The organism is Pseudomonas sp. LH1G9, from assembly GCF_002949975.1.
Lineage (GTDB): Bacteria > Pseudomonadota > Gammaproteobacteria > Pseudomonadales > Pseudomonadaceae > Aquipseudomonas > Aquipseudomonas veronii.
On the sequence record NZ_CP026880.1, the window covers coordinates 2,092,574 to 2,118,408 of the forward strand.

Annotated in this window: 20 protein-coding genes; 7 read left to right on the forward strand and 13 right to left on the reverse strand. The window is 57.3% G+C overall.

From position 1 onward, the window contains the following. Positions 1 to 132: 132 nt before the first annotated feature. Positions 133 to 1,005, forward strand: a complete 873-nt coding sequence (locus tag C5F70_RS09790; RefSeq protein WP_104903204.1) for an ADP-polyphosphate phosphotransferase — start codon at positions 133 to 135, stop codon at positions 1,003 to 1,005. Between the two features lie 154 nt (positions 1,006 to 1,159). Here the strand turns inward: C5F70_RS09790 and copD are convergent, their stop codons facing one another. The 4 genes from copD to C5F70_RS09810 form a co-directional block, all read right to left on the reverse strand. Further along, positions 1,160 to 2,104: a copper homeostasis membrane protein CopD gene (gene copD / locus C5F70_RS09795; protein WP_104903205.1), complete on the reverse strand. Its 945-nt coding sequence runs from the start codon at positions 2,102 to 2,104 to the stop codon at positions 1,160 to 1,162. A 3-nt stretch (positions 2,105 to 2,107) separates the two neighbouring features. Further along, on the reverse strand, positions 2,108 to 2,494 hold the full coding sequence (copC, locus tag C5F70_RS09800) for a copper homeostasis periplasmic binding protein CopC (protein WP_046489501.1): 387 nt from the start codon (positions 2,492 to 2,494) through the stop codon (positions 2,108 to 2,110). Between the two features lie 70 nt (positions 2,495 to 2,564). Next, positions 2,565 to 3,371 carry a copper resistance protein B gene (locus C5F70_RS09805; RefSeq protein ID WP_104904550.1) on the reverse strand — a complete coding sequence of 269 codons (807 nt, stop codon included), beginning with the start codon at positions 3,369 to 3,371 and terminating at the stop codon, positions 2,565 to 2,567. A gap of 63 nt (positions 3,372 to 3,434) precedes the next feature. Then, positions 3,435 to 5,300 carry a copper resistance system multicopper oxidase gene (locus C5F70_RS09810; protein ID WP_104903206.1) on the reverse strand — a complete coding sequence of 622 codons (1,866 nt, stop codon included), beginning with the start codon at positions 5,298 to 5,300 and terminating at the stop codon, positions 3,435 to 3,437. 261 nt (positions 5,301 to 5,561) lie between these two features. Here C5F70_RS09810 and C5F70_RS09815 point away from each other — a divergent pair, with 261 nt between their 5' ends. Continuing rightward, the gene (locus tag C5F70_RS09815; RefSeq protein WP_046489498.1) at positions 5,562 to 6,101 is read left to right on the forward strand and encodes a hypothetical protein; all 540 of its coding nucleotides are present in this window, start codon (positions 5,562 to 5,564) and stop codon (positions 6,099 to 6,101) included. Positions 6,102 to 6,709: 608 nt separating this feature from the next. Further along, positions 6,710 to 7,327 carry a CatB-related O-acetyltransferase gene (locus tag C5F70_RS09820; protein ID WP_017846222.1) on the forward strand — a complete coding sequence of 206 codons (618 nt, stop codon included), beginning with the start codon at positions 6,710 to 6,712 and terminating at the stop codon, positions 7,325 to 7,327. A gap of 123 nt (positions 7,328 to 7,450) precedes the next feature. Here the strand turns inward: C5F70_RS09820 and C5F70_RS09825 are convergent, their stop codons facing one another. From C5F70_RS09825 to C5F70_RS09840, 4 genes are all read right to left on the reverse strand, one after another. Further along, on the reverse strand, positions 7,451 to 8,296 hold the full coding sequence (locus tag C5F70_RS09825; RefSeq protein ID WP_104903207.1) for an amidohydrolase: 846 nt from the start codon (positions 8,294 to 8,296) through the stop codon (positions 7,451 to 7,453). A gap of 28 nt (positions 8,297 to 8,324) precedes the next feature. Beyond that, the gene (locus C5F70_RS09830; RefSeq protein WP_046489496.1) at positions 8,325 to 9,614 is read right to left on the reverse strand and encodes an MFS transporter; all 1,290 of its coding nucleotides are present in this window, start codon (positions 9,612 to 9,614) and stop codon (positions 8,325 to 8,327) included. Between the two features lie 135 nt (positions 9,615 to 9,749). After that, positions 9,750 to 10,481 (reverse strand): GntR family transcriptional regulator, encoded by a 732-nt coding sequence (locus C5F70_RS09835; RefSeq protein WP_017846225.1) that lies wholly within the window; start codon positions 10,479 to 10,481, stop codon positions 9,750 to 9,752. A 205-nt stretch (positions 10,482 to 10,686) separates the two neighbouring features. After that, positions 10,687 to 11,193, reverse strand: a complete 507-nt coding sequence (locus tag C5F70_RS09840) for an AAA family ATPase (protein ID WP_104904551.1) — start codon at positions 11,191 to 11,193, stop codon at positions 10,687 to 10,689. A 313-nt stretch (positions 11,194 to 11,506) separates the two neighbouring features. Here C5F70_RS09840 and flgE point away from each other — a divergent pair, with 313 nt between their 5' ends. The 4 genes from flgE to C5F70_RS09860 all read left to right on the forward strand — a co-directional run bounded on the left by flgE (position 11,507) and on the right by C5F70_RS09860 (position 14,785). Then, positions 11,507 to 12,823: a flagellar hook protein FlgE gene (flgE, locus tag C5F70_RS09845; protein WP_017846227.1), complete on the forward strand. Its 1,317-nt coding sequence runs from the start codon at positions 11,507 to 11,509 to the stop codon at positions 12,821 to 12,823. Between the two features lie 77 nt (positions 12,824 to 12,900). Next, positions 12,901 to 13,686, forward strand: coding sequence for a flagellar basal-body rod protein FlgG (gene flgG / locus C5F70_RS09850; RefSeq protein WP_057004138.1), 786 nt, complete (start codon positions 12,901 to 12,903; stop codon positions 13,684 to 13,686). Positions 13,687 to 13,838: 152 nt separating this feature from the next. Continuing rightward, on the forward strand, positions 13,839 to 14,249 hold the full coding sequence (locus C5F70_RS30555) for a response regulator (protein WP_132849932.1): 411 nt from the start codon (positions 13,839 to 13,841) through the stop codon (positions 14,247 to 14,249). Positions 14,250 to 14,443: 194 nt separating this feature from the next. Beyond that, the gene (locus C5F70_RS09860) at positions 14,444 to 14,785 is read left to right on the forward strand and encodes a hypothetical protein (RefSeq protein WP_104903208.1); all 342 of its coding nucleotides are present in this window, start codon (positions 14,444 to 14,446) and stop codon (positions 14,783 to 14,785) included. A gap of 88 nt (positions 14,786 to 14,873) precedes the next feature. Here C5F70_RS09860 and C5F70_RS09865 read toward each other — a convergent pair whose 3' ends face one another. The 5 genes from C5F70_RS09865 to C5F70_RS09885 all read right to left on the reverse strand — a co-directional run bounded on the left by C5F70_RS09865 (position 14,874) and on the right by C5F70_RS09885 (position 25,708). After that, on the reverse strand, positions 14,874 to 17,627 hold the full coding sequence (locus tag C5F70_RS09865; RefSeq protein WP_256588383.1) for a fimbria/pilus outer membrane usher protein: 2,754 nt from the start codon (positions 17,625 to 17,627) through the stop codon (positions 14,874 to 14,876). A gap of 118 nt (positions 17,628 to 17,745) precedes the next feature. Next, the gene (locus C5F70_RS09870; RefSeq protein ID WP_226926191.1) at positions 17,746 to 18,507 is read right to left on the reverse strand and encodes a molecular chaperone; all 762 of its coding nucleotides are present in this window, start codon (positions 18,505 to 18,507) and stop codon (positions 17,746 to 17,748) included. Between the two features lie 66 nt (positions 18,508 to 18,573). Further along, positions 18,574 to 19,149, reverse strand: coding sequence for a fimbrial protein (locus C5F70_RS09875; RefSeq protein WP_026139933.1), 576 nt, complete (start codon positions 19,147 to 19,149; stop codon positions 18,574 to 18,576). 268 nt (positions 19,150 to 19,417) lie between these two features. Continuing rightward, positions 19,418 to 22,861 carry a hybrid sensor histidine kinase/response regulator gene (locus tag C5F70_RS09880; protein ID WP_158683850.1) on the reverse strand — a complete coding sequence of 1,148 codons (3,444 nt, stop codon included), beginning with the start codon at positions 22,859 to 22,861 and terminating at the stop codon, positions 19,418 to 19,420. A 75-nt stretch (positions 22,862 to 22,936) separates the two neighbouring features. Next, positions 22,937 to 25,708, reverse strand: coding sequence for an ATP-binding protein (locus C5F70_RS09885; RefSeq protein WP_158683851.1), 2,772 nt, complete (start codon positions 25,706 to 25,708; stop codon positions 22,937 to 22,939). Positions 25,709 to 25,835: the final 127 nt, after the last annotated feature.

The following is a 25,835-nucleotide window of genomic DNA, read 5'->3' on the forward strand; positions in this document are numbered from 1 at the left end:
AATATTTGGTTATGCGCTAGTCTCCAGTCTAATTCTGAACGACACTTTGAAGGTTGCGTTGAGCAGATGGCGAGTTGCCAATGCAGCTTCAAGACAACCAGTCACCGCGGCGGCGGCACCGAAAGGCGGAATATGAAAATAAATTCGGCGGATTTTAGAGTACGGGAAGGCGACAAGGTCAATCTCCATAAGTGGCCGACCAAAGTGGAACCTTTCTACAAGTCAAAGCAACAATATCGCAAACTTCTGAGAGCGCATGTTGCGCAATTGAGCGCGCAGCAACAGCTTCTTTACGCATCCAATCGCTATGCCATTCTGCTGATTTTCCAGGCGATGGATGCGGCAGGAAAAGACGGTGCCATCAAACATGTGATGTCAGGGGTGAATCCGCAAGGTTGCCAGGTATTCAGCTTCAAGCATCCCAGCGCGGCAGAACTGGAGCACGATTTTCTATGGCGAACCACACGCAACCTACCGGGACGCGGACAGATTGGCATATTCAATCGGTCGTACTATGAGGAGGTATTGATAGCCCGTGTCCATCCGGAAATTCTCCGAAGCGAGGGCCTCCCGGATGCTCTTGAAAACAATAGTACTGTCTGGCGGGAGCGATATCGTTCGATCTCCAATTTGGAGCGCCACCTGACAGGTAACGGAACGCGCATCATCAAATTTTTTCTCCATCTGTCGAAAGAAGAGCAACGAAAACGCTTCCTGGATCGCATCGACAAGCCGGAAAAAAACTGGAAATTCAGTGCGGCGGATATCGAGGAACGCAAGTATTGGAAAGACTATATGCAGGCCTACGAAAAATGCCTTAGTGCAACGAGCACGACTGAGACGCCTTGGTATGTTGTGCCTGCCGATGACAAGAAAAATGCCCGACTGATCGTATCTCAGATATTTTCAGATGTGCTGGATGGGCTGAAAATGTCATATCCAAAGACCAGTGAGGAGCGTCACCAAGAACTGCTGGATATCCGCAAGCAGCTTCTGGAAGAATGAATGAACGGTGCCGCTTTATCAGCATGCATGAGAGGCTGATGGATGCTAGTTCAAAAAAACATGCTTTGGGACCTGGTTGAAAATCTGGCAGAACTTGGCAGGCTCAGAATTGAGCAGTGTGGTTTGTCCCGGAGCTGGTCGCTCATCATTCACTTCATGGGGACTCAGCGGACATCTCCATCTCCGGGCTGAGTGTGCCGAGCCAGGCAACCAGGCCCATAATGATCACCGCGACCGAGAACTCTAGAATCATGCTGCGCCGTAAAGCGTTGATCGCGACGGTGTGAGTATCTGCCTGAATGGATCGCTCAAGCAGCGGGCTCAGGTGAAAGCGGTTTACCGCCGCAAATACCAGCATCCCCGCGAACAAGAAGACCTTCAAAGACAGCAGGGCCCCATACGTGCTGGAGGTCAATGTCTCGAATGCTGGCCCGACAACCATCAGATAGTTGACGATCCCGGTGATAGTCAGGGTTGCGACGATAAGCGTCCCCGCTGATTCGAAACCAATCAGCGTTCGAGCCAGCAACCGTATCTGCAGATCGCCTGTGAGGTTGGTTGAGCGCAATAACAGCGCAAATGCAGCGAGAGCGCCCAACCAACTGCCTGCACCCAGAAGATGGACAATATCGCTGGTGAAGTGCAGGTAGCGTCGACTGCCTTCATCCATGGCGCCATGTCCCGTCCAGGCGAGCGTCGCGAGGGCGATGGCCCCACACAATGTGGCCAGCCAGAGGCTCAATGCCGGGCTTCGTCGATTGAGAGTCGCGGCGATGGCCGCCAAGGTCAATGAGGCTATTCGAACCATCCAGGTCAACCCGACGTCAGTGTCCATCAACATCATCTGCAGGATGTGGTGATGCAGCTCCATGACGCTGGACACGCCGCTCATCGTCTTGGCCATCTGTAGCATGGCCACCATCGATAGCAGTATGCCGATAAGGGCAGTTCCCACCAGCAACGACCCAAAATTCAACACGGCGCCGTCTGCACGTTCCTTTCCTCTGAGACTGTACAGGCCAAACAGTGCCAGCCCGAAGAGCAGCATCAAGTCGATATAGAGCGCGAAGCGAAGGCTAATGTAGATGGAGTCGTCCATGGATCACTTGACTTTAAAGGTCACGGTACCTGTGATCGGGTGGGTATCGGAAGAAACCGCCCTCCACTCGACCTTGTATGTGCCAGGTGTGAGCGGCGCTGCCGGGGTGATGACCATCATTTTCGGATCGTCGCTACCCGCGACACTCGCTTTGACACCCATGGGGGAGTGGGCGGACATGCCCGGCATTTCGGTCATGATCAATTTCGCGCCGGAAAACTGGGTGGTGAGCTTTTCCGAGAAACTCAGTTCGATTTTTGCCGGTGCAGCCACGGTGGCGCCATCGACCGGGGTGGAGGACAGTAGTTTTGGATGCGCCTGGGCGGCAGTGCTCAACAACAAACCGATGCTGAGTGCAGCGACAGCACCGAGGGCTTTAAACGATGACATGCAAGGCTCCTGACGGCCTGGGCCGTGGGTGGGGTGTTACTGTTAGAATGGATGTATCTTTCGGTCAGGTTTAGAACCACATTCGCACACCGACGACAAAGCGCGTATCGCTCTGGTCTTCGCCTTCTTCGAGGCGGTAATCCGCCGTTTTGCCGTAGGCGCGGTTCCAGGTCACGCCGATGTAAGGTGCGAACTCGCGGCGTACTTCATAGCGCAGTCTCAGGCCGACCTCGGTGTCCGACAGCCCTGAGCCTGTGGCCCGTTGCGGGTCGTTTTTGCCATAGAGGTTGATTTCTGCAGTGGGTTGCAGAATCAAACGGTTGGTCAGCAAAATATCGTAGTCACCCTTGAGCCGCAGCGCGGTCTGGCCGGCCTCGCCCAGGTAAGCGGTGGCTTGAGTTTCAAAGTCGTAGAGCGCCATGCCTTGCAGCCCCAGCGCCGCCCAGGTCTGCGGTGCGCCAGGTTTGAAGTCTTGTCGCACACCACTGACCACGTCCCACCAGGGACTGACGGCGTGTCCCCAGAGTGCCTGAAGCTCAGCGCTTTCGGTCACGCCATTGGTTCGCTCGCCTTCGGTACGCAGCCAGAGACGATCCGTGTCGCCGCCAATCCAGCCGTTGGCTTCCCAACGTAATGCGCTGCCCTTGTCAGCGTCTTGCCATTCGAGTTGATCGATCAGGAAAAATGAGTTGATGGCGCTGTCGTGCATCTGGTGGCCGGCATGGCTTTCAAACACCGCCGCGCGATCGGCATCGGTGAGCGCCGGAATGGGTGTACGGCTTTGCTGGGGCGCTGCGGGTTTCATACCCTGCATCTGGTTGCCGTCCATACCTTGCATTGGCTCGGTCTGCCCATAAGCAAGCGTCATGACACCCATCCCGAGGATGGCCAGGCCGGCGAGTAGCGGTTTAGCGGTTCTATCGAAGTTCATGTCTGGCTCCTACTCTTGTACACGGACTTCGCGGAACATGCCCATTTCCATGTGGTACATCAGGTGGCAGTGGTACGCCCATCGCCCCAGGGCGTCGGCGGTCACGCGGTAGCTGCGTTTGGTGCCGGGCGGCATGTCGATGGTGTGTTTGCGAACCATGAAATCACCGTTTTCATCCTCCAGATCACTCCACATGCCATGCAGATGAATGGGATGCATCATCATGGTGTCGTTGACTAGAACCACTCGGATGCGCTCTCCATATTTGAGATGAAGTGGTTCGGCGTCCGCGAATTTGACGCCGTCAAAAGACCACGAGAACTTTTCCATGTGTCCAGTCAGGTGCAGCGTGATGGTGCGGCTGGGTTCCCGACCATCGGGATCCTGGAAGGTGCTCTTCAGGTCTGAGTAGGTCAGCACCCGGCGACCGTTGTTTCTCAGTCCCATGCCAGGATCGTTGAGTTTCGGTGTGGGACTCATCGTCTGCATGTCGACCAGCGGGTTATTCGCTTCCGAGGCCGGGTGAGGCTCCATCGAGTCCATGCTGCTCATGCCCGGCATCGAGTGCCCCGACGTGTCTGCCGAGCCTGGCGTCTGACTGTGATCCATGCTCTGCATCGATCCACCGTCCATGCCCGTCATACCCTGCATGCCGTTGTCCTCGCCGGCCGCCATTTGGCTGTGATCCATACTCTCCATGCCTTGCATCGAGTCCTGGGTCATACCCGTCATATCGCCATGATCCATGCCGGCCATATCCCCCATGCCCATGTCGCTCATCGTGATCAACGGACGTGGATCCAGGGGCGGCACAGGGGCCGAGAGCCCTTCATGTACAGCCAATGTGCCTCTCGCGAAACCGGTGCGATCCATCGACTGGGCGAACAAGGTGTATGCATTTTCAGTGGGGTCGACGATCACATCAAAGGTTTCGGCCACGGCGATGCGGAACTCATCGACGCTCACCGGTTTCACGTACTGCCCGTCTGCGGCGACGACAGTCATTTTCAGCCCAGGAATACGTACGTCAAAGTAGCTCATCGCCGAGCCGTTGATGAACCTCAGGCGCAGCCGTTCGCCGGGCTTGAAAATGCCTGTCCAGTTGCTGTCGGGAGCCTGTCCGTTGAGCAAGTAGGTGTAGGTGGCGCCGCTAACGTCGGCAAGATCGGTGGGGTTCATGTTCATTTCAGCCCACATTTTCCGATCCGCGACGGTGGCAGACCAACCGTTCTTGCTGACGTCATCAATGAAGTCGCCGACGGTGCGCTTGTGCAGGTTGTAGTAGCTGGATTGTTTCTTGAGTTTCTTCATGACCCGCGCTGGGTCTTCATCCGTCCAGTCGGACAGCATCACCACATAGTCGCGGTCATAGCTGAAGGGTTCGGGATCCTTTGCATCGATGACCAAAGGGCCGTAGACGCCGACCTGCTCCTGGAACCCGGAATGACTGTGATACCAGTAGGTGCCGTTCTGTTTGACCTTGAACGAATAAACGTACAGGCCGCCCGGTTCGATGCCGTGAAAACTCAGACCCGGTACACCGTCCATGTTCACCGGCAGAATGATGCCGTGCCAATGGATCGAGGTGTTTTCCTTGAGCCGATTCCTGACCCGCAACGTCACCGTATCGCCCTCGCGCCAGCGCAGTATCGGGCCGGGGAGGCTGCCGTTGATGGTCATGGCGGAGCGGGGCGTGCCCGTGAAGTTCACCCCCATTTCACCGATAGTCAGATCGAAATGAGTGCCAGCGAGCACATACGGCTGCCCCGGACTGGTAATTGCCCACACCGGGCTGCGCCACAGCCCAAAGCCTGCGAGTACCCCGCCTGCCGCCAAGGCTTTCACGAAAGTGCGTCTTGATGTTCTGGAATGCATGGAGGGGTATCCAGTCAGTCGGAGTCCAGGCAGATACGAAAGCGCTGCCACAGTAGGGCCATGGCTCGCTTCAGAGAGTCGGTGCCAGCTGCCATTTTGCGAGCAAGATGTCACATCATCAGCCCGCGCGTGATTACATTTCCGTCAGGTTGGCGGCGGCAATTTGGCTGCGCTGCGATAGGGCAGCATCGATAGAGTTGTCTTGTTGTGATAGGCCGTGTCAGGTTAGCGCTGACGTAGTCGTCACAATCGGTAAGTGCCATGAGAAAAAAACCAGAGCATCACCTTCAACTTCGAGTACGCGAGCTTGGGCAGTTGTTTAACTCGATGGATCCGACACCTTTTCTTAACAAGGATCTCGATCGCGAAGCTGAAGCGTTCATTGAGACTTGGGCGGCGGAATTTTCGTCGGACAGCCGGCTTCGTATCACAATCCACCTTGAGCACCTACCAGCAGAGGGCGATCCAAGTGCGATCATGATCGAGGCAATCCACAATTACTTTGATCATAAGGCAGGCCTCACGCGCAGTGAGTTAAAACACCTCCTTCGAGATGGCCGCATCAGCCTGGTGATCGGCATCGCCTTTGTTACCCTTTGCCTGATTGCAGTCGATGTCATTGGCCAACTGGGCACTGGCGCTGTAGTCGGCACAGCGCGCGAAAGCCTGATGATCGTTGGCTGGGTGGCAATGTGGCGACCGCTGCAGATTTTTCTATATGACTGGTGGCCGCTTTTAAGATTGATGCGTGTCTACAAAGCCATCAGCCATGCACATGTTCGAGTGGTGCAAGGTAAATAATTTCTGCCGTAAGCCGAAAGAGGCCGGTATCGGCGATGTATCTGCTAGTCCACATTCGCCGCTATCAATACTTGAGCATCTTTTCTAGCCCCTGGATGCAAATAGGCCGCCAATGACTGTAGGGAGGAAAGATTGGGGATGAATGGCCGCGTCATTGGTGAACCCGCGCTAGAATCTTTGCGTGGTGCATTTACGTTTAGCAGACGTGCTGGGTGCTAGCCAGTCACCAAAGCTTCAGATACGGAAACGGAGATTCCGTGACAGGGCGACCTAAGGGCGGGTGTGAGAATGGAGCGCCAACAGCGCTGATTTTTCAGCAACCGGGGTTTTGTGGAAAAGCGACTAGGGGTAAGTGGAAATGGACAGCGCGAATCCGCGGCTTCCTAACATGGCACATGATTTAACATAATATACATTATGCGAACCTACACATGCAGAACTGTGGGCCTGTTGTGGTCAGATTTTATGCCTGGCGCTGCCTCTCGCCCTCAGACCTGAGGCCCAACAGGCCGAAAAAACAAACCCTCCATTTCACTTGCTCGCTTGCAACCCCGTTTTTCATTCTTCAGGATAACGTCCCATTCCAACGTTTGAATAAGGTTCTTCCCATGAAGCTACTGCGCATCTGGCGCGATCGTCAGGAACGCAAAGCGCTGCGTGCACTGCCGAAGCTTGAGCGTGCAACACAAAAACTGCGCAACCGTTATCCGCAATTCAGCTTTGGAATTGGCACCTATGGCGATCTCAAGGTACATGACTGGCATGAAGGAACCACATTGCGTGTAGGCGCTTATACGTCGATTGCCGGTAACGTCGAAGTCTATCTGGGCGGTCATCATCGCGTCGACTGGCTAAGCTGTTATCCGTTTCCCGCCAAGGTCGAAGAAGTTGCCTACATCACTGACTTCGGCGGCAGCAATGGCGACGTCGTGATCGGCAATGATTGCTGGATCAGTTCCCATGCAAAGATTCTTTCGGGTATCACCATTGGCGATGGCGCCGTTGTGGCGGCCGGTGCGCTGGTGACCAAAGATGTCGCGCCCTATTCCATAGTAGGCGGAAATCCCGCCAAGTTTATCCGTTGGCGTTTTGATGAGCCTGTTCGCCAGGTCTTGGAAGAATCCGCCTGGTGGTATTGGCCTGAGACCGAGGTACGCAGCGTTGCACATCTGCTGTGCTCCTCTGATATCGAGCCGTTTATCGAGTACTTAAAACAACGCCAGTAAACGGGAAGAATATAGCTCAACTAAATGACTATTTAGTTGAGCTATTAATATGCTCCTTCATCCCTTCCTACCTACTCTACAACTAAGGAAGGTCTGAAGTAGCCAGAAACTTACGCGTAAGTTTCAGCTTTCGCCTTTTGCAAACCCGAATAACATCCGTGGCGAGTCCACCAGCAGCGCACGCATAAGCTCCGTCGAGCACTCCAGTGCTTGAAGTTGATCGATCACCGTATCGAAACCGACGCCTTCTTCATGTTGCGTATGCGGCCAGTCGCTGCCCCACACCAAACGGCGACGGCCGAAGCTCTGCTCCAGCAGCGGTAACGCCATCCGGGCAAACTCGAGGTTCTGTTGTGGCGTACCTTCCAGTCGATAGATACCGGACACCTTCATCCACACTTGCCCGCTCAGCCCCAGTTCCAGCACCTCGGAAAAACCTGGCTGATCAAGGCCAAAACGCGCGTCCGGACGCCCCAAGTGATCGATGACGAGTTTGATCCCAAACGGCATCAGCTGACGAATCAGTTTCGGTAAATCCTCCACCTGGCGGTGCAACTCCACGTGCCAGTCCAGTTCAGCGATGTTGCCGAAGAAGTCCTTCCAGGCAGCGTCGTGAAAGTCAGGCAAGGCTTTGCCCATGAGGTTCAAGCGAATGCCGACCACGCCCAGCCGAGCCATGTCGTTCAACATGACGCGGCTGACACCTCGCTCCAGCACCACTACCCCTCGCAATCGCTCCGGCACCTGCCTCAGCGCAGCCAGCAGGTAGTTATTGTCGGTGCCGAGAAAACTCGGCTGCACCAATACACCATGACTCAGGCCATGGGCTTGCAAGTGCTTCAGATACTGCGCAAGTGTGGCGTCGTAGCCAGGGGTATAGCGTCGTGCAGCGGCCAGGTTCAGCTCGCGGCTGAACACATGAGCGTGGGAGTCGATGCCGGTGATCGGCGCAGGACAGGTATCAGGCATGGATTTCATCTATCGAAGGTAATGGTCATCAGGCCCGGGCGGTCTCGTTGCCGTCGACCGTGGTTTGCACCGGTGCAGTCGAGGCCACGAGACTGCGCCCACGGGTTTCCGGCAGGCAAAGTGCCGCGATCACCGCCACACCGTAGGCGACCCCTGCGTCGATGCCAATTGCAGACCCCAAGGACATGGAGTCGCTCATATGGCCGACCAGGAACGGGAACACCGCGGAAAGCACTCGGCCAAAGTTGTAGCAGAAACCGACACCGGCGCCGCGCACGTCCGCTGGATACAACTCGTTGAACAGCGCACCAAGACTCGCCGGAATGCCAGCCGCGAAGAAGCCGAGCGGAAACCCCAGGAACAGCATCTGGGTATTGGTCAGCGGCAGGAACACATAGCACTGCACGGTGACGACACAGCACAATGCAAACAACACGATGTTTTTGCGACGGCCAATACGGTCGATCAAAAATCCGCTGACCACACAGCCACACCAGAACGCGAAGATAATCACCGCCAGGTAGCCGCCAGAGTTCAGCACCGACAGGTTGCGCTCTGTCTTGAGGAACGTCGGCAGCCAGGTCATCACTGCGTGGTAGCCGCCGTGCGCGCCGAGGCCCAACAGACCACCGAACAGCGTCACGCGGATGAGTTCAGGGCGGAAAATGCCGGCCAGGGATTTGAAGAAACTTTGCGGGATGGCGTTTTCTTTTTGCAGGCGCTGGAAGCTGTCGGGCTCCTCGACGTTGCGACGTACCCAGATGATCAGGAACGACGGCAGCAATCCGACCAGGAACATCACACGCCAGGCCATGTCCTGGGGTACAAAGGAGTAAATCAGCGTAAACACCCCTACCGCCAACCCCCAACCTACGGCCCAGGCGCTTTGCACCGTTCCCATGACCTTGCCGCGATATTGAGGGTTGATTGTCTCAGCCATCAGCACTGCGCCGGCAGCCCATTCGCCACCGATGCCAAAACCCTGGAGCGCTTTGACGATCAAGAGCTGATTGAATCCCGTCACGAACGCGGACAGAAAGGTGAAGACCGAGAACCACAAAATCATCCACTGAAGTGTGCGTACCCGGCCGTAGCGGTCGGACAACGTCCCCCCTACCCAGCCACCAATGGCTGAAGTGACCAGGGTGACACCACTGATCAGCCCGGCGTCGCCCTTGGTCAGGGCGAACGCGGCGATCAACGCCGGAATCGCCAGGCCGAACATTTGTACTTCCAGCGCATCGAGCGACCATCCGCCGAAGCAGGCCCAAAACGTCTTGCGCTCCCGAGGAGTGACTTGGCGATACCAGCTAAACATGATTCTTATCCTTATAGGTGGAACGTGAGGCAGCCGAGAGCGAACCGCGCCGCTACGAGGCCAGTCAGAACAGACAAAACGATCAAACCAGCGGCGACCGACTCGCCGCTGAACGAAACGCTACCCAGGCACGGGTCAGCGAATATCCACGCGGTAACGGAAGTGCTCGGCATGCCCGCGAGAACGACGCCACTCCAGCGGTGTACCGGCGTAATCACGCGCCAGCCTCTCGATCACCACCACCGGGCTGTTGACCGGGACTTGCAGCAATCGCGCGTACACGTCATTCACCGACTCAGCGGTCAGCGTTTCTTCGGCCGAGGCGACGACCTGACCGCAGACCTCTTCATAGATCGGATACAACAACGGCCCTTTGCTACTCAGGTCGATCTCCAGCAGCGGCTGAAATCGATTGCGGGGTAACCAGATTTCTTCGGCGAGCACCGGCTGAACATCAAGCAGACGCACACGAACAATGCGGATCACCGGCGCGTCGAGTGGCAGCCCCAACGCCTGGGCCACCGCCGAGGGCGCGGCCACCGGTTCGATCGACAGGATGCGACTCTCTGGCACCCGACGCTCGCCGGCAGCGGTTTGAAAACGGAAGAATCGGAACAGCGAAGATTGGAACTGAGGCCGGCGAATGAAAGTGCCTCGACCTTGCTGACGTTCCAGGATACCTTCACTGACCAATGCATCGACCGCTTTGCGCACGGTGCCAGTAGACAGTTGGTATTCCGCTGAAAGCGCAGCTTCGGTGGGAATCGCTTCCCCCGGACGCCAGCGATTGTTGGCGATCTGTTCAGCCAAATGGTCACGCAGGCGTTGGTAAAGCGGCAAGCGAACATCACTGGAAAGAGAACTCATCGACTTTGTTCACCTTGTCATCTAGTCATATATATGAATATGGAGGCAAGTATTTCCCCATACAGCTTCGCTGTCAATAAGGGGCAAGGCACTTTGCTGACGAATGGCGGGGCCAAGCCGTAGCCAATCTGCGTCAGTTCGACTCGGAAATCCTCACCGTTGTCTCCCCTGCCCTCACCGCAGACTAAGCACCCATTAGCCGCCACTACTCACTGGACAATAAGCCTTCGGTGAGCATCGATACTGCTTGCTCCGGCGAAGTCAGCGCGGTGTCTATGCAAAACGGCGCTTCGGCCCACGCTTCATATTCGTGATCCAACACAGATTGCCAGGTTGCTGGAATCAACCCGGGAATATCACCCAGCCTCGTTTCTATGCGGCGCCGATGTTCGTTTTTATCCGAGCAAATCACTTCAATATTTACCAACCGAACACCCGTTTTTGAGGCGGTTTCGTTCCACGCCATTCGGCTTTCGATGACTGGATTTACGCAATCAACGATGACCATACGGCCTAGACGAAGATTACTCAGGGCGAGTTCATTCGCGACCATGTAGCCACTGCGCCCCACGTCTTGCGCAAGAGCACCGGAGTTTCGAATCGCTTGTTCGATCGTATCGATCCGCAGGTAGAGGGCGCCTGTCGTAGCGACGAGGGCCTTGGCGATAGTGGTTTTTCCAGTGCCCGGAAGGCCGCTGAATACGATAAGCATTGTCTGTCCTTGGAAGAGTGCGAACACAATGTACCTTGTCACGTCGGTCATCAGATCACCGTTTAAGTTATGCCTCCCACAAGAAATCTGACGCCTCCATCATTCCTCCATGGTTCCTCCCATAAAACCCAACATTCTTTGCGCACAATCAGCATCTCTAAAGTCATCGCCGATTAAGCGGTGGGCGCTTGGATGACTAACTGACGGCCTGAAAAAGATGCTCCAAGGGTGCCTCAGCAACCCCATGCTTCAATCCCGGCCAGATCAGCCCCCTGCTTCAAATTCAAACTGAATGGCAAAATAAGGAGTGGCTATGTCTTTTAATATTGGGCTCAGCGGGCTGTATGCGGCCAACAAACAGTTGGATGTCACTGGCAATAACATCGCCAACGTCGCCACCACCGGTTTCAAATCATCCCGTGCAGAATTTGCTGATATCTATGCGGCTGCCAAGCTGGGTACTGGGCACAATGCTATCGGTAATGGTGTGAACCTGTCCGCTGTGTCCCAGCAGTTCACTCAAGGCGATGTCAACGGCAGTGGCGGCACACTGGATATGGCGATCCAAGGCGGTGGTTTTTTTGTGCAGAAAGGCAGCGACGGCTCTCTGCAGTACACCCGTAACGGTGCCTTCAGCGCAGACAAAGATGGCTACATCACCAACAATACGGGCACCTCACGCCTGCAAGGCTACGCCGCAGACGCCGACGGCAAGATCATCAAGGGCGGGTTGACCGACCTGCGGCTGAACCTGTCGAACTTGCCGCCAAAGGCTTCCAGCAAGGTGGACTCCACCAGCAACCTGAACGCGTCTGCGCCGGCGATCAACCAAGCCACCAAGCCGTTCGACCCAACCGACACCAGCAGCTTCACGACCCAATACAGCACCACCTTGTACGACACCCAAGGCAACTCGCACGCTATGGTGCAGTACATGGTGAAGACGGACGCCAATAAATGGATGTCTTACACCCTGATCGATGGGCGAAACCCAGACGGTACGGCAATCAGTGGCATTGCCGGTGTCGCGCCGAGGGGTTCCCTTTTGACATTTGATACGTCGGGCACTCTTTCGACTATCACGATCCCCCCCTCCGCAACGTCCAATACCACCCTGACGATTACCGACTGGAAGCCGGGCGCACTGGAAAACGGAGCATGGAAATATAACGGCGCTGCCGCCAACCCGGCCGGCGTTGCCATCAACATGGCCAACATTACACAGTACAACTCAGCCAGCTATCGCAACCCACCGATCACCGATGGTTACGCGACGGGGCAAATCACCGGCCTGAAAATCGACGGTAGCGGTGTGATGTTCGCCACGTTCAGCAACCAGCAAAGTAAAGCGATCGGCCAGCTGTCGCTGGCGAGTTTCAACAACGAGCAAGGCCTGCAGCCGGCAGGTGGCACTGCCTGGAAGGAAACCTTCGCTTCCGGCCAGCCGGGTTATGACGTCCCTCAGGCCGGAACACTCGGATCGATCGTCGCCAATGCTCTGGAGAACTCCAACGTTAACCTGACCACCGAGTTGGTGAACCTGATCAAGGCCCAGAGCAACTACCAGGCAAACGCCAAGACGATTTCGACCGAAAGCACTATCAACAAGACGTTACTCCAGATGACGTGAGGCTCGTTCGGAAGTCAATTGTGTTTGCCCTCCCCGACAAATCCTAACCACGCAAAACGGCCGCCAAGGAGATTTGGATGCTTCCTGCACTGTATGTCGCAAAAACGGGGCTTTCTGCCCAGGACACTAACCTGACCACTATTTCCAACAACCTGGCGAACGTCTCGACTACCGGCTTCAAACGTGATCGCGCCGAGTTTCAAGACCTTGTCTATCAGATCAAACGACAGCCAGGCGCACAGTCAACCCAGAACAGTGCATTGCCCTCTGGCCTGCAACTAGGCACCGGGGTGCATGTCGTCGGCACCCAGAAAAACTTCTCTGCCGGCAGCCTGCAAACGACCGGTCAACCTCTGGACCTGGCGCTGAACGGCCGTGGTTTTTTCCAGATACTGCAACCCGACGGCAGCCTTTCCTACACTAGGGACGGCACGTTCCACTTAAATGCAAACGGTCAGATCGTCACAGCGAATGGGTTCGCCCTGGAACCGGCGATCGTTGTCCCCAACAACGCCCAGACATTCACCGTGGGCCAGGACGGGACTGTATCGATCACTGTCGCCGGCAGCCCTGCCTCGCAGGTGATTGGCAATCTGCAGATAGCCGATTTCATTAATCCGGCAGGCTTGCAAGCACAAGGCGCCAACCTCTTTCTGGAAACCGCCGCCAGCGGGGCTCCTCAAGTCGGCACTCCGGGAGTCAATGGTATCGGCACAACATTGCAGAGCACCTTGGAAACCTCAAACGTGAGTACCGTTGAAGAGATGGTCAACATGATCACCACTCAACGAGCCTATGAAATGAACTCCAAAGTTGTCTCTACCGCAAAAGAGATGCTAGGCAACCTTACAAAGAGTCTTTGATTGAATCGTCACGGGGTTTCGTAGACATCGCTACTGTGTGCGCGCTGTTTTTAATACTCGTCCCATATAATAAAAATTACAGCATCGTTAGGCTGGGCTGTTGTAGGAATAAGTTTCCTCTACTGCATACCTTACCGCGCAGGGCTGTAAAAATGATACATAAGTCATCACGAATTCTCATCGCCGATGAACAGCATTTCTTTCGCTTGCGAATTGAAAGGGTATTGAACCAATTGGGCTATCACCGGATTGCACCAGTGCAGTCCATTACGGAATTACGGCGCTTGGTAGATTATGCGTATGCGCCGTTTGATGTACTGATTCTCAACGAGAAATTCAGCAACCAGAACAGCTTTGCCCCACTGGCTTTTTGCCTCGACTCCCCGCAGATTCTCTCTGCATTGATCTATGGCAGCGAAAAGCTGGTCGCCGGGTCGGTCATTCGTTGCGGTAAAGTCACCATTTGCGATGCGACTTTTGTCGATCGCGCGGAACTCCAATGGATAATCTCATCAACAGATAATTCCATTCCAGTGCAGGACACCGTCCGATATCCGTATTGAACGAAGTCACGCGGAAATCAAGCAGTCCCATTCAGGATAAGACCTCTCAGAACACGATCCGATCGTATCAATGCTCCGCTGCTACTGCGCACTGTATTTAATCAGCCGACCCTAAAGTTTATGAAAAAGGTGCCGTTGAATTAGATAGCAGTAGCCTGGTTCGATTCTCGACCCAGTACTAGCAGGAGAAAACCATGAATACCATAAAACCCGGTCTAATGGTGTTACTTACATTTCTTATTAGTCCTGTCGTGATTAATCAGGCCAACGCAGAGGCCGTTACGACGGGCAAGATTAAGTTCAGCGGAGCAATCGTAGAAGCGGCGCAATGCCAACCCCTCCACTCCCCCTCTCACACCGCCCTCCCCTCCGCGCTCGCCATCCAATGCGAGCGCAGTGAAATGACGTCGCTGGTCACCGCAAGCATGGATACTGATGTGGTTGTCTGGCGGCACCTGAGTTCAACGGGAAAAGGTATTGTTCTCAGCCAAGATGCTTCGCATGACGCTTACCGAATCACCTTGAGTTATTTCTGAGCCTCGTGCTCTGGTGTAGGCAGCGCCGCCCTTGAGGGCGGCGCGCAATTGAGGTCCATAGCGCTCATGAACATGGCGAAGTCGAGGGTTATTGCCGAGGCTGGTAGAACGCAATGCTCGGCACGGCACTCTTGATCTTTTTCGGTGCAGGTGCAGGCTTGTCTGGCGTCGGAGTCACTGCGTTGCACTTCAGAGAAATACTCTGATAGTTCTCCCCGGCTTTTTTCTCCGGCAAAGCAAATCTTACGCGGCACTGATTGTTATCCCAGCTAATCAGCAGCTCACCCGAAGTCTGCTCGTCGCTCAGCAACGCGAGCACCCGTCCGCGTGGATCGGCAATACCCAGGCGCTGGCCGTCGTCATGATCCACCGTCGCACCGAAGGGCATCAGCTTGCCATCCGGGCGGAACAGCTCGAACTGCACCCGGCGTCCACTGCTGGACTTGAACGTAGCCAATGCCGCAGCACCACGACGCGGCACCACTTGTTGCATGGCCGTGTCGATCTCGACGTCAGGACTCATCCCATTCGCGCTTAGGCCCAGCCAGTTCGCCCGGTATGGCGTAGCGTTGGGGACGACCGCGTAACCGTTGGCACCGGTTTTCACCCCCGAGTAGCTCGCCACCGGTACGTCCGCCATGCGCGGTTCGACCTTGACCAAGGCAAAGGTCTCGCTCAGCGGCTGGGCGAGGTTGACGCCTCCGGCATGGGCGACGATAGCGCCGTTGGCTTGCAGAGAAGTCGAGTGGTACTGATTGCCATAGCTGTAACCCAGCGTCATGTTGCCGACGGACGTGTTACTGCCCACCGATGCCGAGCCATTGCCGGTTCCGTCCGCTCCCCGGCCGGCGACCACCGAATAGTTCACGTCACGGTCACTGGGCAAAGTCCCGGTGACGCCCGTCTGCAAGCTGGTATCGCCGCCCTGCTGCCGGCTGCTGTTCATGAACACTTGCGGCGGCCTTTCCCCGCCACCTAACGGGAAGGACAGTGAAAGCGTGAGGGTGGTGTCGCTGTAGCGACTGTTATACACCGACGAGCTGACGTTCTGCGCGTGGGTCACACCCACGTTGTAGCTCAGGCTGCGCCAGGAGTTGCTATAGCCCGCCGAGTAGCTGCGTGAGCTTGAATTGTTCCAATAGCGGTCGTCCGATCCGTTGAGGTACACGCTGCCAAAGCGATTGTCCTTGCCCAGGTTCTGCGCCAGATAGACGTCCAGACGCGTTCGCGAGTACGCAGAAGAAGTCGACGAATAATCAGGAAACTCACTCGAATACCACGCATGCCCCTGTGCAGCGCTGCTGGCATAGACGTGGTCGGAGAGGCTTCGGAAGTTTTCATTGAGGCTGCGCTGGGCATTGACCGACACGTTAGTGTTGGTGCTCTCGATGAATTTTGCATAGCGCAGGCGCAAGCGCTGGCCGGCCTTGCTCGTACCCTCAATGCTGCTGTGGGACTGGGTTCCGTCCAGGGACACTGCGCCGATACGCGTATTGATCCCAGCGCCCATGCTATACGCCTGAAAGCCGGAAGCTGCCTGCAGACCGCTGGCCAAGGTCAGGTCGCTGGTCAGGCCATACATCATCGAGCCATTGGCAAATACCGGACGTTCACTGGAATCATAATCCTGCTGGAACTCCCCCAGCGTTGCGTCATACAGCAGCCGCCCTTCACGCACCATCAAGGGGGGGCTGGAAAACGCCTGGCGCATCACCCGACGGCGGCCATCCGCCTCGATGATGGTCACCTCCAGGTCGCCGTTGGAACCGGACGGCGAGAGGTCGGTGATTTCAAAAGGCCCTGGCGAGACGTTTGCGCTGTAGATCAGATAATTGTTCTGGCGCACTTCAACGGTGGCGTTGGACTCGGCATTCCCTCGAATGACTGGCGCATAACCCTGTTCGCTATCCGGACTCATGCCTTCGTCGGAGGCCATCTGCACCCCGCGAAAACGTACCCCGTCGAACAGCGGCGAATTGGTGTAGGTCTCGCCTAGCCACAGTTGGCTTTTCAGTCCTGTGATGTCCCGCTGCAGGTAGGTGTTCTGGCTGGTGAACTTCGACGGTTGCCCGGTACTGGAAGTCTGGGAAGAGTTATTGCGCAGACGCCAGTCACCCACATTCAGCCCCATGCGCAACCCCAGGTTGGTCGATTGCCGGCTTTCATTGCTGGAACTGTAGTCGTAGCGGCTATTGAGGTTGTAATTGACGAAGCCAAGGCTGACCCCGGAATCCCACACGGAAGGATCGACATAACCGCGGCGCTCGCGAGTCATCGCGGCCTGCGGCACGCTCAGGTTCAAGCGCAATCGCGGCGAATCGTAGACCGCACCGGCTTGATCGATCAGATCAGGCAGACGATAGCAGTCAGTGTCGGCCTTGAGCTTCCCCTCGCTGTGCAACGCCACGGTGTTGATGCCGACTTGCTTGAGCAGATCCTCGCTGAAACACGCCTCGACCTCGCCGGACTTGGGGTTCTCGGAAAAGACCACATCCTGGCGTCCGACCAGCGTGTTGTTTGCATAGATATCGACCCGATAGATGCCCGGCAGTACGTCGCTGCCCATCAACAACGTTTTCACATCCGCAGACTGGCCCATGCCATACAGGAACGCGACGTTGTAGCCCTCATGCCCCCGGCCGGGGGTGCGAGTGATATCTACCGCCGTAGCGTTGGCAATCAGCTGAGTGTCGGCCTCCGGTACGGCCTTGACCAGGCCGTCGGCCGCGATAGCGTCGATCCAGAAACATAAGCATGTGCTCAACAGCATCAGACGCGGAGTGCCGATGCGAAGTCGCGAGCCGGTCATGTGTGATGTGAAAAACAAGCTAGGTATCGACATGATAGTTTCGAGAGATTCTGCTCAAAAAAAGGAACGCGCAGCCGTATGACTCAGGCAATCAGCGCAAGCCTTAGCGCTATGTATGGGACAGATGCCAGGGAGGCGCTCGGGCGTGTGGTTAAGGCGTTGCGCGTTGAGCTTGAACGGGGGTGCCGCTGACAAGTTGTGCGTTGAAAGTGTCGACGCCGCCGTAATCGTTGACGGCCTTGAAGCTGAGGCGCGCCTGGGGCGAAATGCCAGCGTTCTTCAACGTCAGGTAATGGGTCTCTCCCGGCGCGATCATGAAGGGCGTGGAGAGTTTTTCCTGCTGCGCCATGGCACTCAGATCGACAGTATTGATCGGGACATGAAAAGCACTGGAATTGACGACTCTCAGCGCCGGTTTTCCGGCTTGCTGAACCAATTGCCAGGTCAAACCGGTAGCCGCATCGGCCGCCGTTCCGCTGATGCCCGCTGGACGATAGAACAGCTTGATGCGCTGACGAATCGCCAACTGCAGCGTATTCTCGCCTTCGACTTGCTCCGGAACTTCCTGAACATTGAGCCAGAGTACGGTCTCTTTATTGGTCGGCAAATCGCTCTTGCCTGCATAGAGTACGCGCAACAGTTGTTGGCCATTAGGTTGCATCTTGGCCAATGGCGGTGTTACTGCAAATGGTAGTTCACCACTATCACCGGGCGTATTGCTCTCGATCCACGACTGGACCAGCACTTTTGAACCTTCATTGCGAACAATGATAGAGGCTTCTTTATTCTTACCCTCAAATATCAGGCGAGTACCACTAAGGGAAATGGCAGCCTGCGCGGACAAACTGAAACCCAGGCACGCCGTCACCAGCATGACTTGGGCCGCGAGACTACGAAATATGAAAGTGGTCAAAAAACAATCCTCCGAAAAAAGACCTCAAGCAAGGTTCTGCAACCTCGCTTGAGACAAGCCGAGGGCTTAGTTGTAAGACAGGGTGTAGGCCACGGTTGCGTTGGCCGGACCCGCAGTTGCCGCGCCCGAGGACGTGTGGGTGTAGTAAGCCTTCAGCGGGATACTGCTGCTGCCACCGCTGATCGCACCGGTCAAGGTTGCGCTGCCTGAGGTGAAGTCAAGCGGTGCCGGAGTACTGGTACGCGTATCAACCAACATGATTTGTACGTTGGTCGCACCACCGCTCACCGCAATACCTTTGCCGGAGACTGCAGTCGGCGTCAGTTTCAGTTCGACGGTGGTTGCCGCCGAACCGCACTCCACACTCAAGTTCAGGTCTGTCGGCAGCGCGGTCAGGGTACCGCCGCCACTTGGATTGGCTTCAGTCCCCAGGGCGCTGACTGGAACAGTCCCGAGGTTGTAAGTCAGGTTGCCGCCCGCAGTGCCAGGGCCGTCACTATGAACAACACAACTATCGGCACTGATAGTGCCATTGAAAGTGATAGTGCCTGTAGCACCAACAGTAGGAGTAGAAGCCGCGTTGGCCATGGCCGAGAGCCCCATTGCCGAAATAACTGCAACGCTTAGAAAGAGCTTTTTCATATTCAGTGTCTGCTTTAATGGAGTATAGATATCGTCCGCCAATGGAAGTCCCACAGGCCTTTGCATATCGATCGATAGCCGTTACCGGCACCAACGAATACTAAGTAAAAGCAGAAAGATTTTATGTAGGACCAGTACGGAAGTTAAACTTGCGGCGCAAAATCGCAGCGGACTAACAGCGTTATTGATCCAGGTCAAGTTCCGTGCCCGAGGAGCCTCGGAAAGGTAACTAACGCCGAGAGCGACGCATAGCAGTCAGTCACCGCGATCAACCATCGCGCAGACGTTGTTGGGCTTGGCGCGCCAGCACGGCGATTTGAGCCATGGCGTCTTCGGGCGCCTTGGCATCCGCCAGGGATAACATCCGTTCCAGGAGATCATGCAATGATTCAGGGGGGCTGATCACACTGGTTTGCAGCGCATCGCACAATTGCTTCACGCCGGTGCTGCAAGCCCTTACACCGTTGGCGCGCACATCCTGTTCCAGGTCCATGCACAGCGCGGCCATGTGTTGCATATTGAATACGCCCAAGGCGCCACGCAACGCATGCAGTTCTGCCAGGATCGCGGCGGTATCGTCCGCGTCCCGGGCCCGACACAGGGTTGCCACCGATGCTTGGCAGGATTCGCGAAACACCCGCCGGATGTCATCAGGCACTGCGTCGCCAGCCAGGAGTTCACTGCCAGACCAGGCCTTGCCCCCCCACTCGGTGCCGGTCACTTCGGACAAGGCTTGGCCCAGGTCCCTGAGCGACAGCGGCTTGCTCAGAACGCGAGTCATGCCGACGTCTTCGCCGCGCGCGCGCTCCTGCGGTGTTACGTGCGCCGTGACTGCCAGCACCGGGAGTGCCGGCCATCGCTGGCGAACCTGCAAGGCAAGCTCATAGCCGTCCATCCCCGGCATCGACAGGTCGGTGAGCAAAACATCGAAAGGCTCCTGCTCCAGACAGGCCAGCGCTTTTGCCCCGCCCTCCACGGTAGTGGCGAGGCATCCGAGTCGCTTGAGCTGCTCCTCAAACAGTCGGCGGTTGACCGCGTTGTCTTCCGCAATCAATACCTTCAGCGGTTTGGCCAGTGCCGATATGCCCTGCTCTGCCTTCGCTAACGGTTGACCTTGCAAGCCATAGCGCAACGCCGCTGCCAGCCCGCGCAGACCGAACACCGACGCACTGAGGACGCGCCCGGCGGCCACGGGTTCGGCCGGGCCGTCCTCCGTGCAATCGATGACCCAAGAAGACTTTTCCACCAGGCGGTTTTCGTCATCGGCATGCCAGGTCTGTCGTGAGCCCCACAGAATCAGGGTGTCGGCGCCCTCAAGCTGGTCATCTTGCAATTGTGCCGGGTGACCATAAGACTGGACCTGTAACCCCCAACTGCACAGAGCCCGGGTCAAATAGGTGCGGCAATCAGGCGAGGCCGCCACCAACAGCGCGCGTTCAGACTCGAAGCGCGGAAGGTCCGGGTGGCCGGTCGCCGCTCCCAGAGGCAAGCGCAGGGTAAATCGACTGCCGTGACCATGCTCGCTTTGCACCACAAGGCTGCCGCCCATGGCCTGGGTCAAGCGCGAGCACAGTGCCAACCCCAATCCGGTGCCGCCATACCGACGGTTGATACTGGCGTCGGCCTGACTGAACGCACTGAACAGCCGCGCCTGTTGCTCGGCGGTCAGACCGATCCCACTGTCCTCGACCTCAATAGTCACGGTGCGCGCAACTTTATCCGCAGTCAGGCGCAGCAGTACCTGGCCCTTGTCCGTAAACTTGATGGCGTTGGACAGCAGGTTATGGATCACCTGCCCCATGCGCGTAGGATCACCGCGCATCGGCAACGAAACACTCTCCTCGAACTCGCCGAGCAACGTCAGGCCCTTGGCCCGCGCGACCGGCGCAAATATCATCAGCGCCCGAGACGCGATCTCCAGGGCATCGAACTCAAGGTCCTCCAGGCGTAACTCATTGGCTTCGATTCTGGAAAAATCCAGGACGTCGCTGATGATCGCCAGCAACGCATCGGAGGTTGTCTGGATGGTCTTGAGGCGGTCGCGTTGGCGCGAGTTGAGCGGCGAGTAGGCAAGCAATTCGAGGTTGCCCAGGATGGCGTTCAACGGCGTGCGGATTTCGTGGCTCATGGCCGCCAGGAACCCGGACTTGGCCGCATTGGCGGCGTCCGCGGCCTGGTGTGCTTCACGCAGTTGCTGCTCAAGACGTTTTTTCGCGGTCACGTCGGTGAACGCCGTCACCAGCACATCACGACCTTGGTAACGGGCCTGGGCGATGCTCACCGACAGGTCGATGTGTTGGCCATCGAGGGTGGAAACACCGAGGTCTTCCTGGCGAATGGTATGCACCGGAGGCGTGCCCGGCAGTGTCAGCCGTTGTTTGAAATGCCGGGCAAACAGTGCCGACAAGCTGGTTCCAGGGCGGGAGATATGCCGGGCCATGTCGATCATCGCCGGGCTGCGCAGCAACGGTTGTTCGTTGTCGACAGCAATCAGGCCCAGCCCTATCGGTGCCGTCTCCACCAGAATCCGGCTGAGTTGCTCGTTTTCAAACACCCGGCGCGACTGCGCCACGGCTGGCGCCAGCAACCGCCACTTGACCAGCAGCAATACCAGCCAGGTGGCCAGGATGATCAGGGCCGAGGTCAGTGCGGTGACGGCGATCTGCGGTGCAACACCTTTAGCGATCTGCTGCCACGACTGGGCGTACACCAGCGTCCAGGAGGTGTCTCCCAGCGGCCAGCCGCTGAGAACATGGCCTTGCAGATAGGTCGTTTGGCGGCTGCGCCCCAAGCCGTCAGCCAATGCCTGCTGGGCCTCGCTCAAGGTTTGAGGCCCACCCGCCTGCTGACAGGAAAAGATCGGCGAGCCATCGGCGCCCAGAATCATGCAACTGCCTTGCAGGCCGGTGTCCGGCAACTTGGCTGCCAGGCTGGCCAGCGGCAGCTCGAACACCAGAGTGCCGAAAGAGTGCTGATCACGGCCGATCAGCGGTGCCGCCACCCGAATCGCCGAAGCGCCGGTGAGCGGGCTGTCATAGGGCGCCAGCCACTGAAATGCCGGCAGCCCCTTTGCGCTATTCCGCGCAGGGTTGTCCGCTGCGAGCAGTGCGCGTCCGTTCTGACGGGTCAGGGTTTCGAACAGACTGTCGCGGGACGCCGCGATACGCGCCTGCCACTCTGCTCCAGGCCAGGGTGCAACCGCGAGGATGAGAACACTACGTTCGGGGCTGTAGAAGTAGGCGCTGAGATCACCGGCGTTTCGGGCCGCTATCACTGCGGTGGCGGGCGCCATCTGCTGCGCCAGATCGATGTAGCGCCAGGCCTGGGCGGGATCGTCCTGGTGGGTGCTGCCGAGCACCAGCAACGAAGGCGCGGCAGCGGACGCATTGACGCGTACCAGCTTGCCAGCTTCGATGTAGGCCTGCAGACGCTTGCTGTCCGGTGCCTCGGCACGCTCCCAGGCAAGCTCCATGTTCTGCACATTGTTGCGTAAAGTCGCCGTGGCACGCGCAGTGAAGTCCATTACGTGACGCACATCGACGGAGACTTCTTCGTTGGTCCGGGCAACGTAGGTCATCACCGAGGCAACCACTTCCAGTACCGCGGCCAGCAGCACCAACACGGTGATGGCAGTGCCACCGCCCATGACCAACATAGTCTGATAGCGATGCAAGCGGGCCAGCACACCATCCTGGTCAAAGGTTGTGGTCATCGCTCGAACGTTCTCCCACTGCGCACTCATTTGCTGAAATATGGATCGCTGCTTTCAGACGCGGTAACGGCAAGCTCACGCGATAGCTGCGGTGCGCACCAGATTGATCTCTGCCGCCAGTTCTGCCATCAGCCTGTCCACCTCCGCCAGCGCGGAAGCGGCCCCACACTTCAGCCCGTTCTCCGCATCGATCAGCTTGCGGCTCACCCCGCGCATCCGGTACACCCCGAGCATGCCGCTCAGGGAGTGTAACTCTGCGAGCATTTGCTGCACATCACCGTCGCGCCTGGCCTGGCGCAGCACGGCCAATGAGCTTTCGCAGGACTCCCAGAACATTTCGCGAATACTGTCCGGCATGACCTGCCCACCCAGTAGCCCACTGCCCTGACCGACCTCATAGTAAGTGCATTCGGTGCCCGTCACTTCCGACAGGGCCTGGGCCAGTGCATTCAGCGACAAGGGTTTGCCCAGCACGCGGAGCATGCCCGCCTTTTCGCAACGCCTGCGGTCCTGCATCGTGACATGGGCGGTGACCGCCAACACCGGCATATCGGGCCAGCGCTGCCGCACCCGACGTGCCAATTCGTAACCATCGAGCAAGGGCATGGCCAGGTCGGTGAGCAGTGCGTCAAACGGTTGATCGTCCAGCCATGCCAGCGCCTGCTCGCCATTCGCAACCACCAACGGGGCACAGCCCAGCAGCTTGAGTTGCTCCCTGAACAGCTCCCGGTTCAATAGATTGTCTTCGACGACCAGCACCCGCAATGGCTTGACCAGGACTTTTCTGGCGTTTTGTGGCGCGGCCAACGCTTTGCCTTGCAGCGCATGACGCAAGCCTGCGACCAGCCCACGCAGCCCGAACATCGAAACACTCAACAGACGTCCAGCAACCAAGGGTTCCCGGGTTCCATCGATAGCACAATCGATGACCCACGACGACTCCTCCACAAGTCGATTTTCCTCAGCGGCGTGCCAGCTGTGCCGCTCCCCCCAGAGGATCAATATCGACGCCGTCGAAATTGCCTCTGATCCGACCTGGGAGGGATGGCTGTAGCAGGTGACACGCAGGCCCCACGCTTGCAACACGCCGCAGACATAGTCACAGGCGGAATGCGAGGCCACCACCAGCAATACGTGCTGGCCATTGAAGCGCGGCACCAATGGCACTTGCGTACACGCCCCCAGGGGCAGGCTCAGGATGAAACGGCTGCCCTGCCCCAGTTCGCTGACGACGGACAATGTGCCGTCCATGGCCTGCACCAGCCGCGAGCACAACGCCAGCCCCAACCCGGTACCGCCAAAGCGGCGATTGATAGACGCATCCGCTTGGCTAAAGGCCTGGAACATGCGCGCCAACTGCCCCGATGACAAGCCGATGCCGGTATCCTGGACCTCGATCAGCAACTGTGACCTGGACTCGTCCGTCAGCATGCGCAACAGGACCTGCCCGGACTCGGTGAACTTGATGGCATTGGATAGCAGGTTATAGATCACCTGCCCGAGGCGGGTCGGGTCTCCGCGCATCGGCTGCGTCGATGCTTGGCCCAATTCGCCCATCAATCGCAGGCCCTTGGCCGCCGCCACTGGAGCGAACATCATGAGCGCGCGGGACACCACCTCCAGCGCATCAAACTCGATGTGCTCCAGACACAGCTCGCCGGCCTCGATTTTAGAGAAGTCCAATACATCGCTGATAGTCGCCAGCAGGCCATCGGAGGAGGCGCGGATCACGTTCAGCCGATCGCGCTGCACGCAATCGAGGGCGGAATGGGACAGCAGTTCCAGATTGCCGAGGATAGCGTTGAGAGGGGTGCGGATCTCATGGCTCATGGCCGCGAGGAACGCCGATTTCGCAGCATTGGCCGAATCGGCGAGCTGGCGCGCCTCGCGCATCTGTTCTGTCACCCGGATCTTCGCCGTGATATCAGCAAACGCCGTCACCAGCACCTCTCGCCCCTTGTGGCGTGCTCGCGCCATTCTCACCGACAAGTCGAGCCTGGAGTTATCGCGCAATGTGAAGCTCAACTCTTCATGGAACGCCTCAGGCGGTTTCCCTGGTTGCCCGCGGTATTCAAGCATCAACTCGTCATACCGTTTGATAAAGGCCGCCGGCAAGGAGGCGCCCACAGGGGCTAAGCGTTCACCCGTTTCCAGCATCGTGGGGCTGCATAGCAGTACCTCGCCACTATCCAGGGCAATCACCCCCAATCCCACCGGCACGGTGTCGATCAAGATACGGTTGAGTTTTTCACTCTCGTGGACACTCCGCGCCCATTTCAACAACGGAGAAAAGACCCCTAGCCTAAGAGCAATCAGTAACAGCCACATCAACATCAGCGTTATCAGGGTCAACGCGCCCTCCATGCCCACTTGCCGGCCGATGATGATGCCGATACTGCGCGAGCTATAGGCATGCACCAGGACCCAATCGCTGTCCGCGACGATACCCGTGAGGCTGAACACCCCGTCGCCGTATCGCTCTTGCAGAGGCAAGTAAGTGTTATCGACCAGATCATGCAGGTAGTCAGGCTCCAGGTCGCGAGAGTCATCGCACGGGTTGGTGGCACTGACCTGTACGTCGCCGTTGCGCGGCAGAATCAGCACAGTGCTGCACATGCCATAAAAATTGAATGGCGTGACCAGCACGCTCATGTCCTGTGTCGCCAGAATATTGCGGTTAACGATAAAGACCTGGCGTAACACTTCCAGATGCGTGCGCCAGCGCTCATGCACCCCCAATGAAAAAGTCAACAACACCATCAGCGTGGTGAACAGACCTCCTCCAAACAGCAGCAGTCGCTGAAAACGGCGATAGCGAGTCAAAACGTTTATTTGGGCGTTGGTCACAGCACTGGGCTCATCCTTTAGTAGGGGCATACTATGAACCGAGTCAGACTTTTTCAGGACGGCTGGAGACCCATTGCAGACAAGTACTAGCCCCATTACGCAACTTTTAGTACTTTGATGAATGAGG

Excerpts from the sequence above, each read along its gene's own strand:
- C5F70_RS09835 (WP_017846225.1), bottom strand. The coding sequence starts at position 10,481 with ATGAGTTCTCTTTCCAGTGATGTTCGCTTGCCGCTTTACCAACGCCTG.
- C5F70_RS09815 (WP_046489498.1), top strand. The coding sequence starts at position 5,562 with ATGAGAAAAAAACCAGAGCATCACCTTCAACTTCGAGTACGCGAGCTT.
- flgG (WP_057004138.1), top strand. The coding sequence starts at position 12,901 with ATGCTTCCTGCACTGTATGTCGCAAAAACGGGGCTTTCTGCCCAGGAC.
- C5F70_RS09805 (WP_104904550.1), bottom strand. The coding sequence starts at position 3,371 with ATGGGTGTCATGACGCTTGCTTATGGGCAGACCGAGCCAATGCAAGGT.
- C5F70_RS09875 (WP_026139933.1), bottom strand. The coding sequence starts at position 19,149 with ATGAAAAAGCTCTTTCTAAGCGTTGCAGTTATTTCGGCAATGGGGCTC.
- C5F70_RS09825 (WP_104903207.1), bottom strand. The coding sequence starts at position 8,296 with ATGCCTGATACCTGTCCTGCGCCGATCACCGGCATCGACTCCCACGCT.
- C5F70_RS09790 (WP_104903204.1), top strand. The coding sequence starts at position 133 with ATGAAAATAAATTCGGCGGATTTTAGAGTACGGGAAGGCGACAAGGTC.
- C5F70_RS09865 (WP_256588383.1), bottom strand. The coding sequence starts at position 17,627 with ATGTCGATACCTAGCTTGTTTTTCACATCACACATGACCGGCTCGCGA.
- copD (WP_104903205.1), bottom strand. The coding sequence starts at position 2,104 with ATGGACGACTCCATCTACATTAGCCTTCGCTTCGCGCTCTATATCGAC.
- copC (WP_046489501.1), bottom strand. The coding sequence starts at position 2,494 with ATGTCATCGTTTAAAGCCCTCGGTGCTGTCGCTGCACTCAGCATCGGT.
- C5F70_RS09860 (WP_104903208.1), top strand. The coding sequence starts at position 14,444 with ATGAATACCATAAAACCCGGTCTAATGGTGTTACTTACATTTCTTATT.
- C5F70_RS30555 (WP_132849932.1), top strand. The coding sequence starts at position 13,839 with ATGATACATAAGTCATCACGAATTCTCATCGCCGATGAACAGCATTTC.
- C5F70_RS09830 (WP_046489496.1), bottom strand. The coding sequence starts at position 9,614 with ATGTTTAGCTGGTATCGCCAAGTCACTCCTCGGGAGCGCAAGACGTTT.
- C5F70_RS09820 (WP_017846222.1), top strand. The coding sequence starts at position 6,710 with ATGAAGCTACTGCGCATCTGGCGCGATCGTCAGGAACGCAAAGCGCTG.
- C5F70_RS09880 (WP_158683850.1), bottom strand. The coding sequence starts at position 22,861 with ATGACCACAACCTTTGACCAGGATGGTGTGCTGGCCCGCTTGCATCGC.
- C5F70_RS09810 (WP_104903206.1), bottom strand. The coding sequence starts at position 5,300 with ATGCATTCCAGAACATCAAGACGCACTTTCGTGAAAGCCTTGGCGGCA.
- flgE (WP_017846227.1), top strand. The coding sequence starts at position 11,507 with ATGTCTTTTAATATTGGGCTCAGCGGGCTGTATGCGGCCAACAAACAG.
- C5F70_RS09840 (WP_104904551.1), bottom strand. The coding sequence starts at position 11,193 with ATGCTTATCGTATTCAGCGGCCTTCCGGGCACTGGAAAAACCACTATC.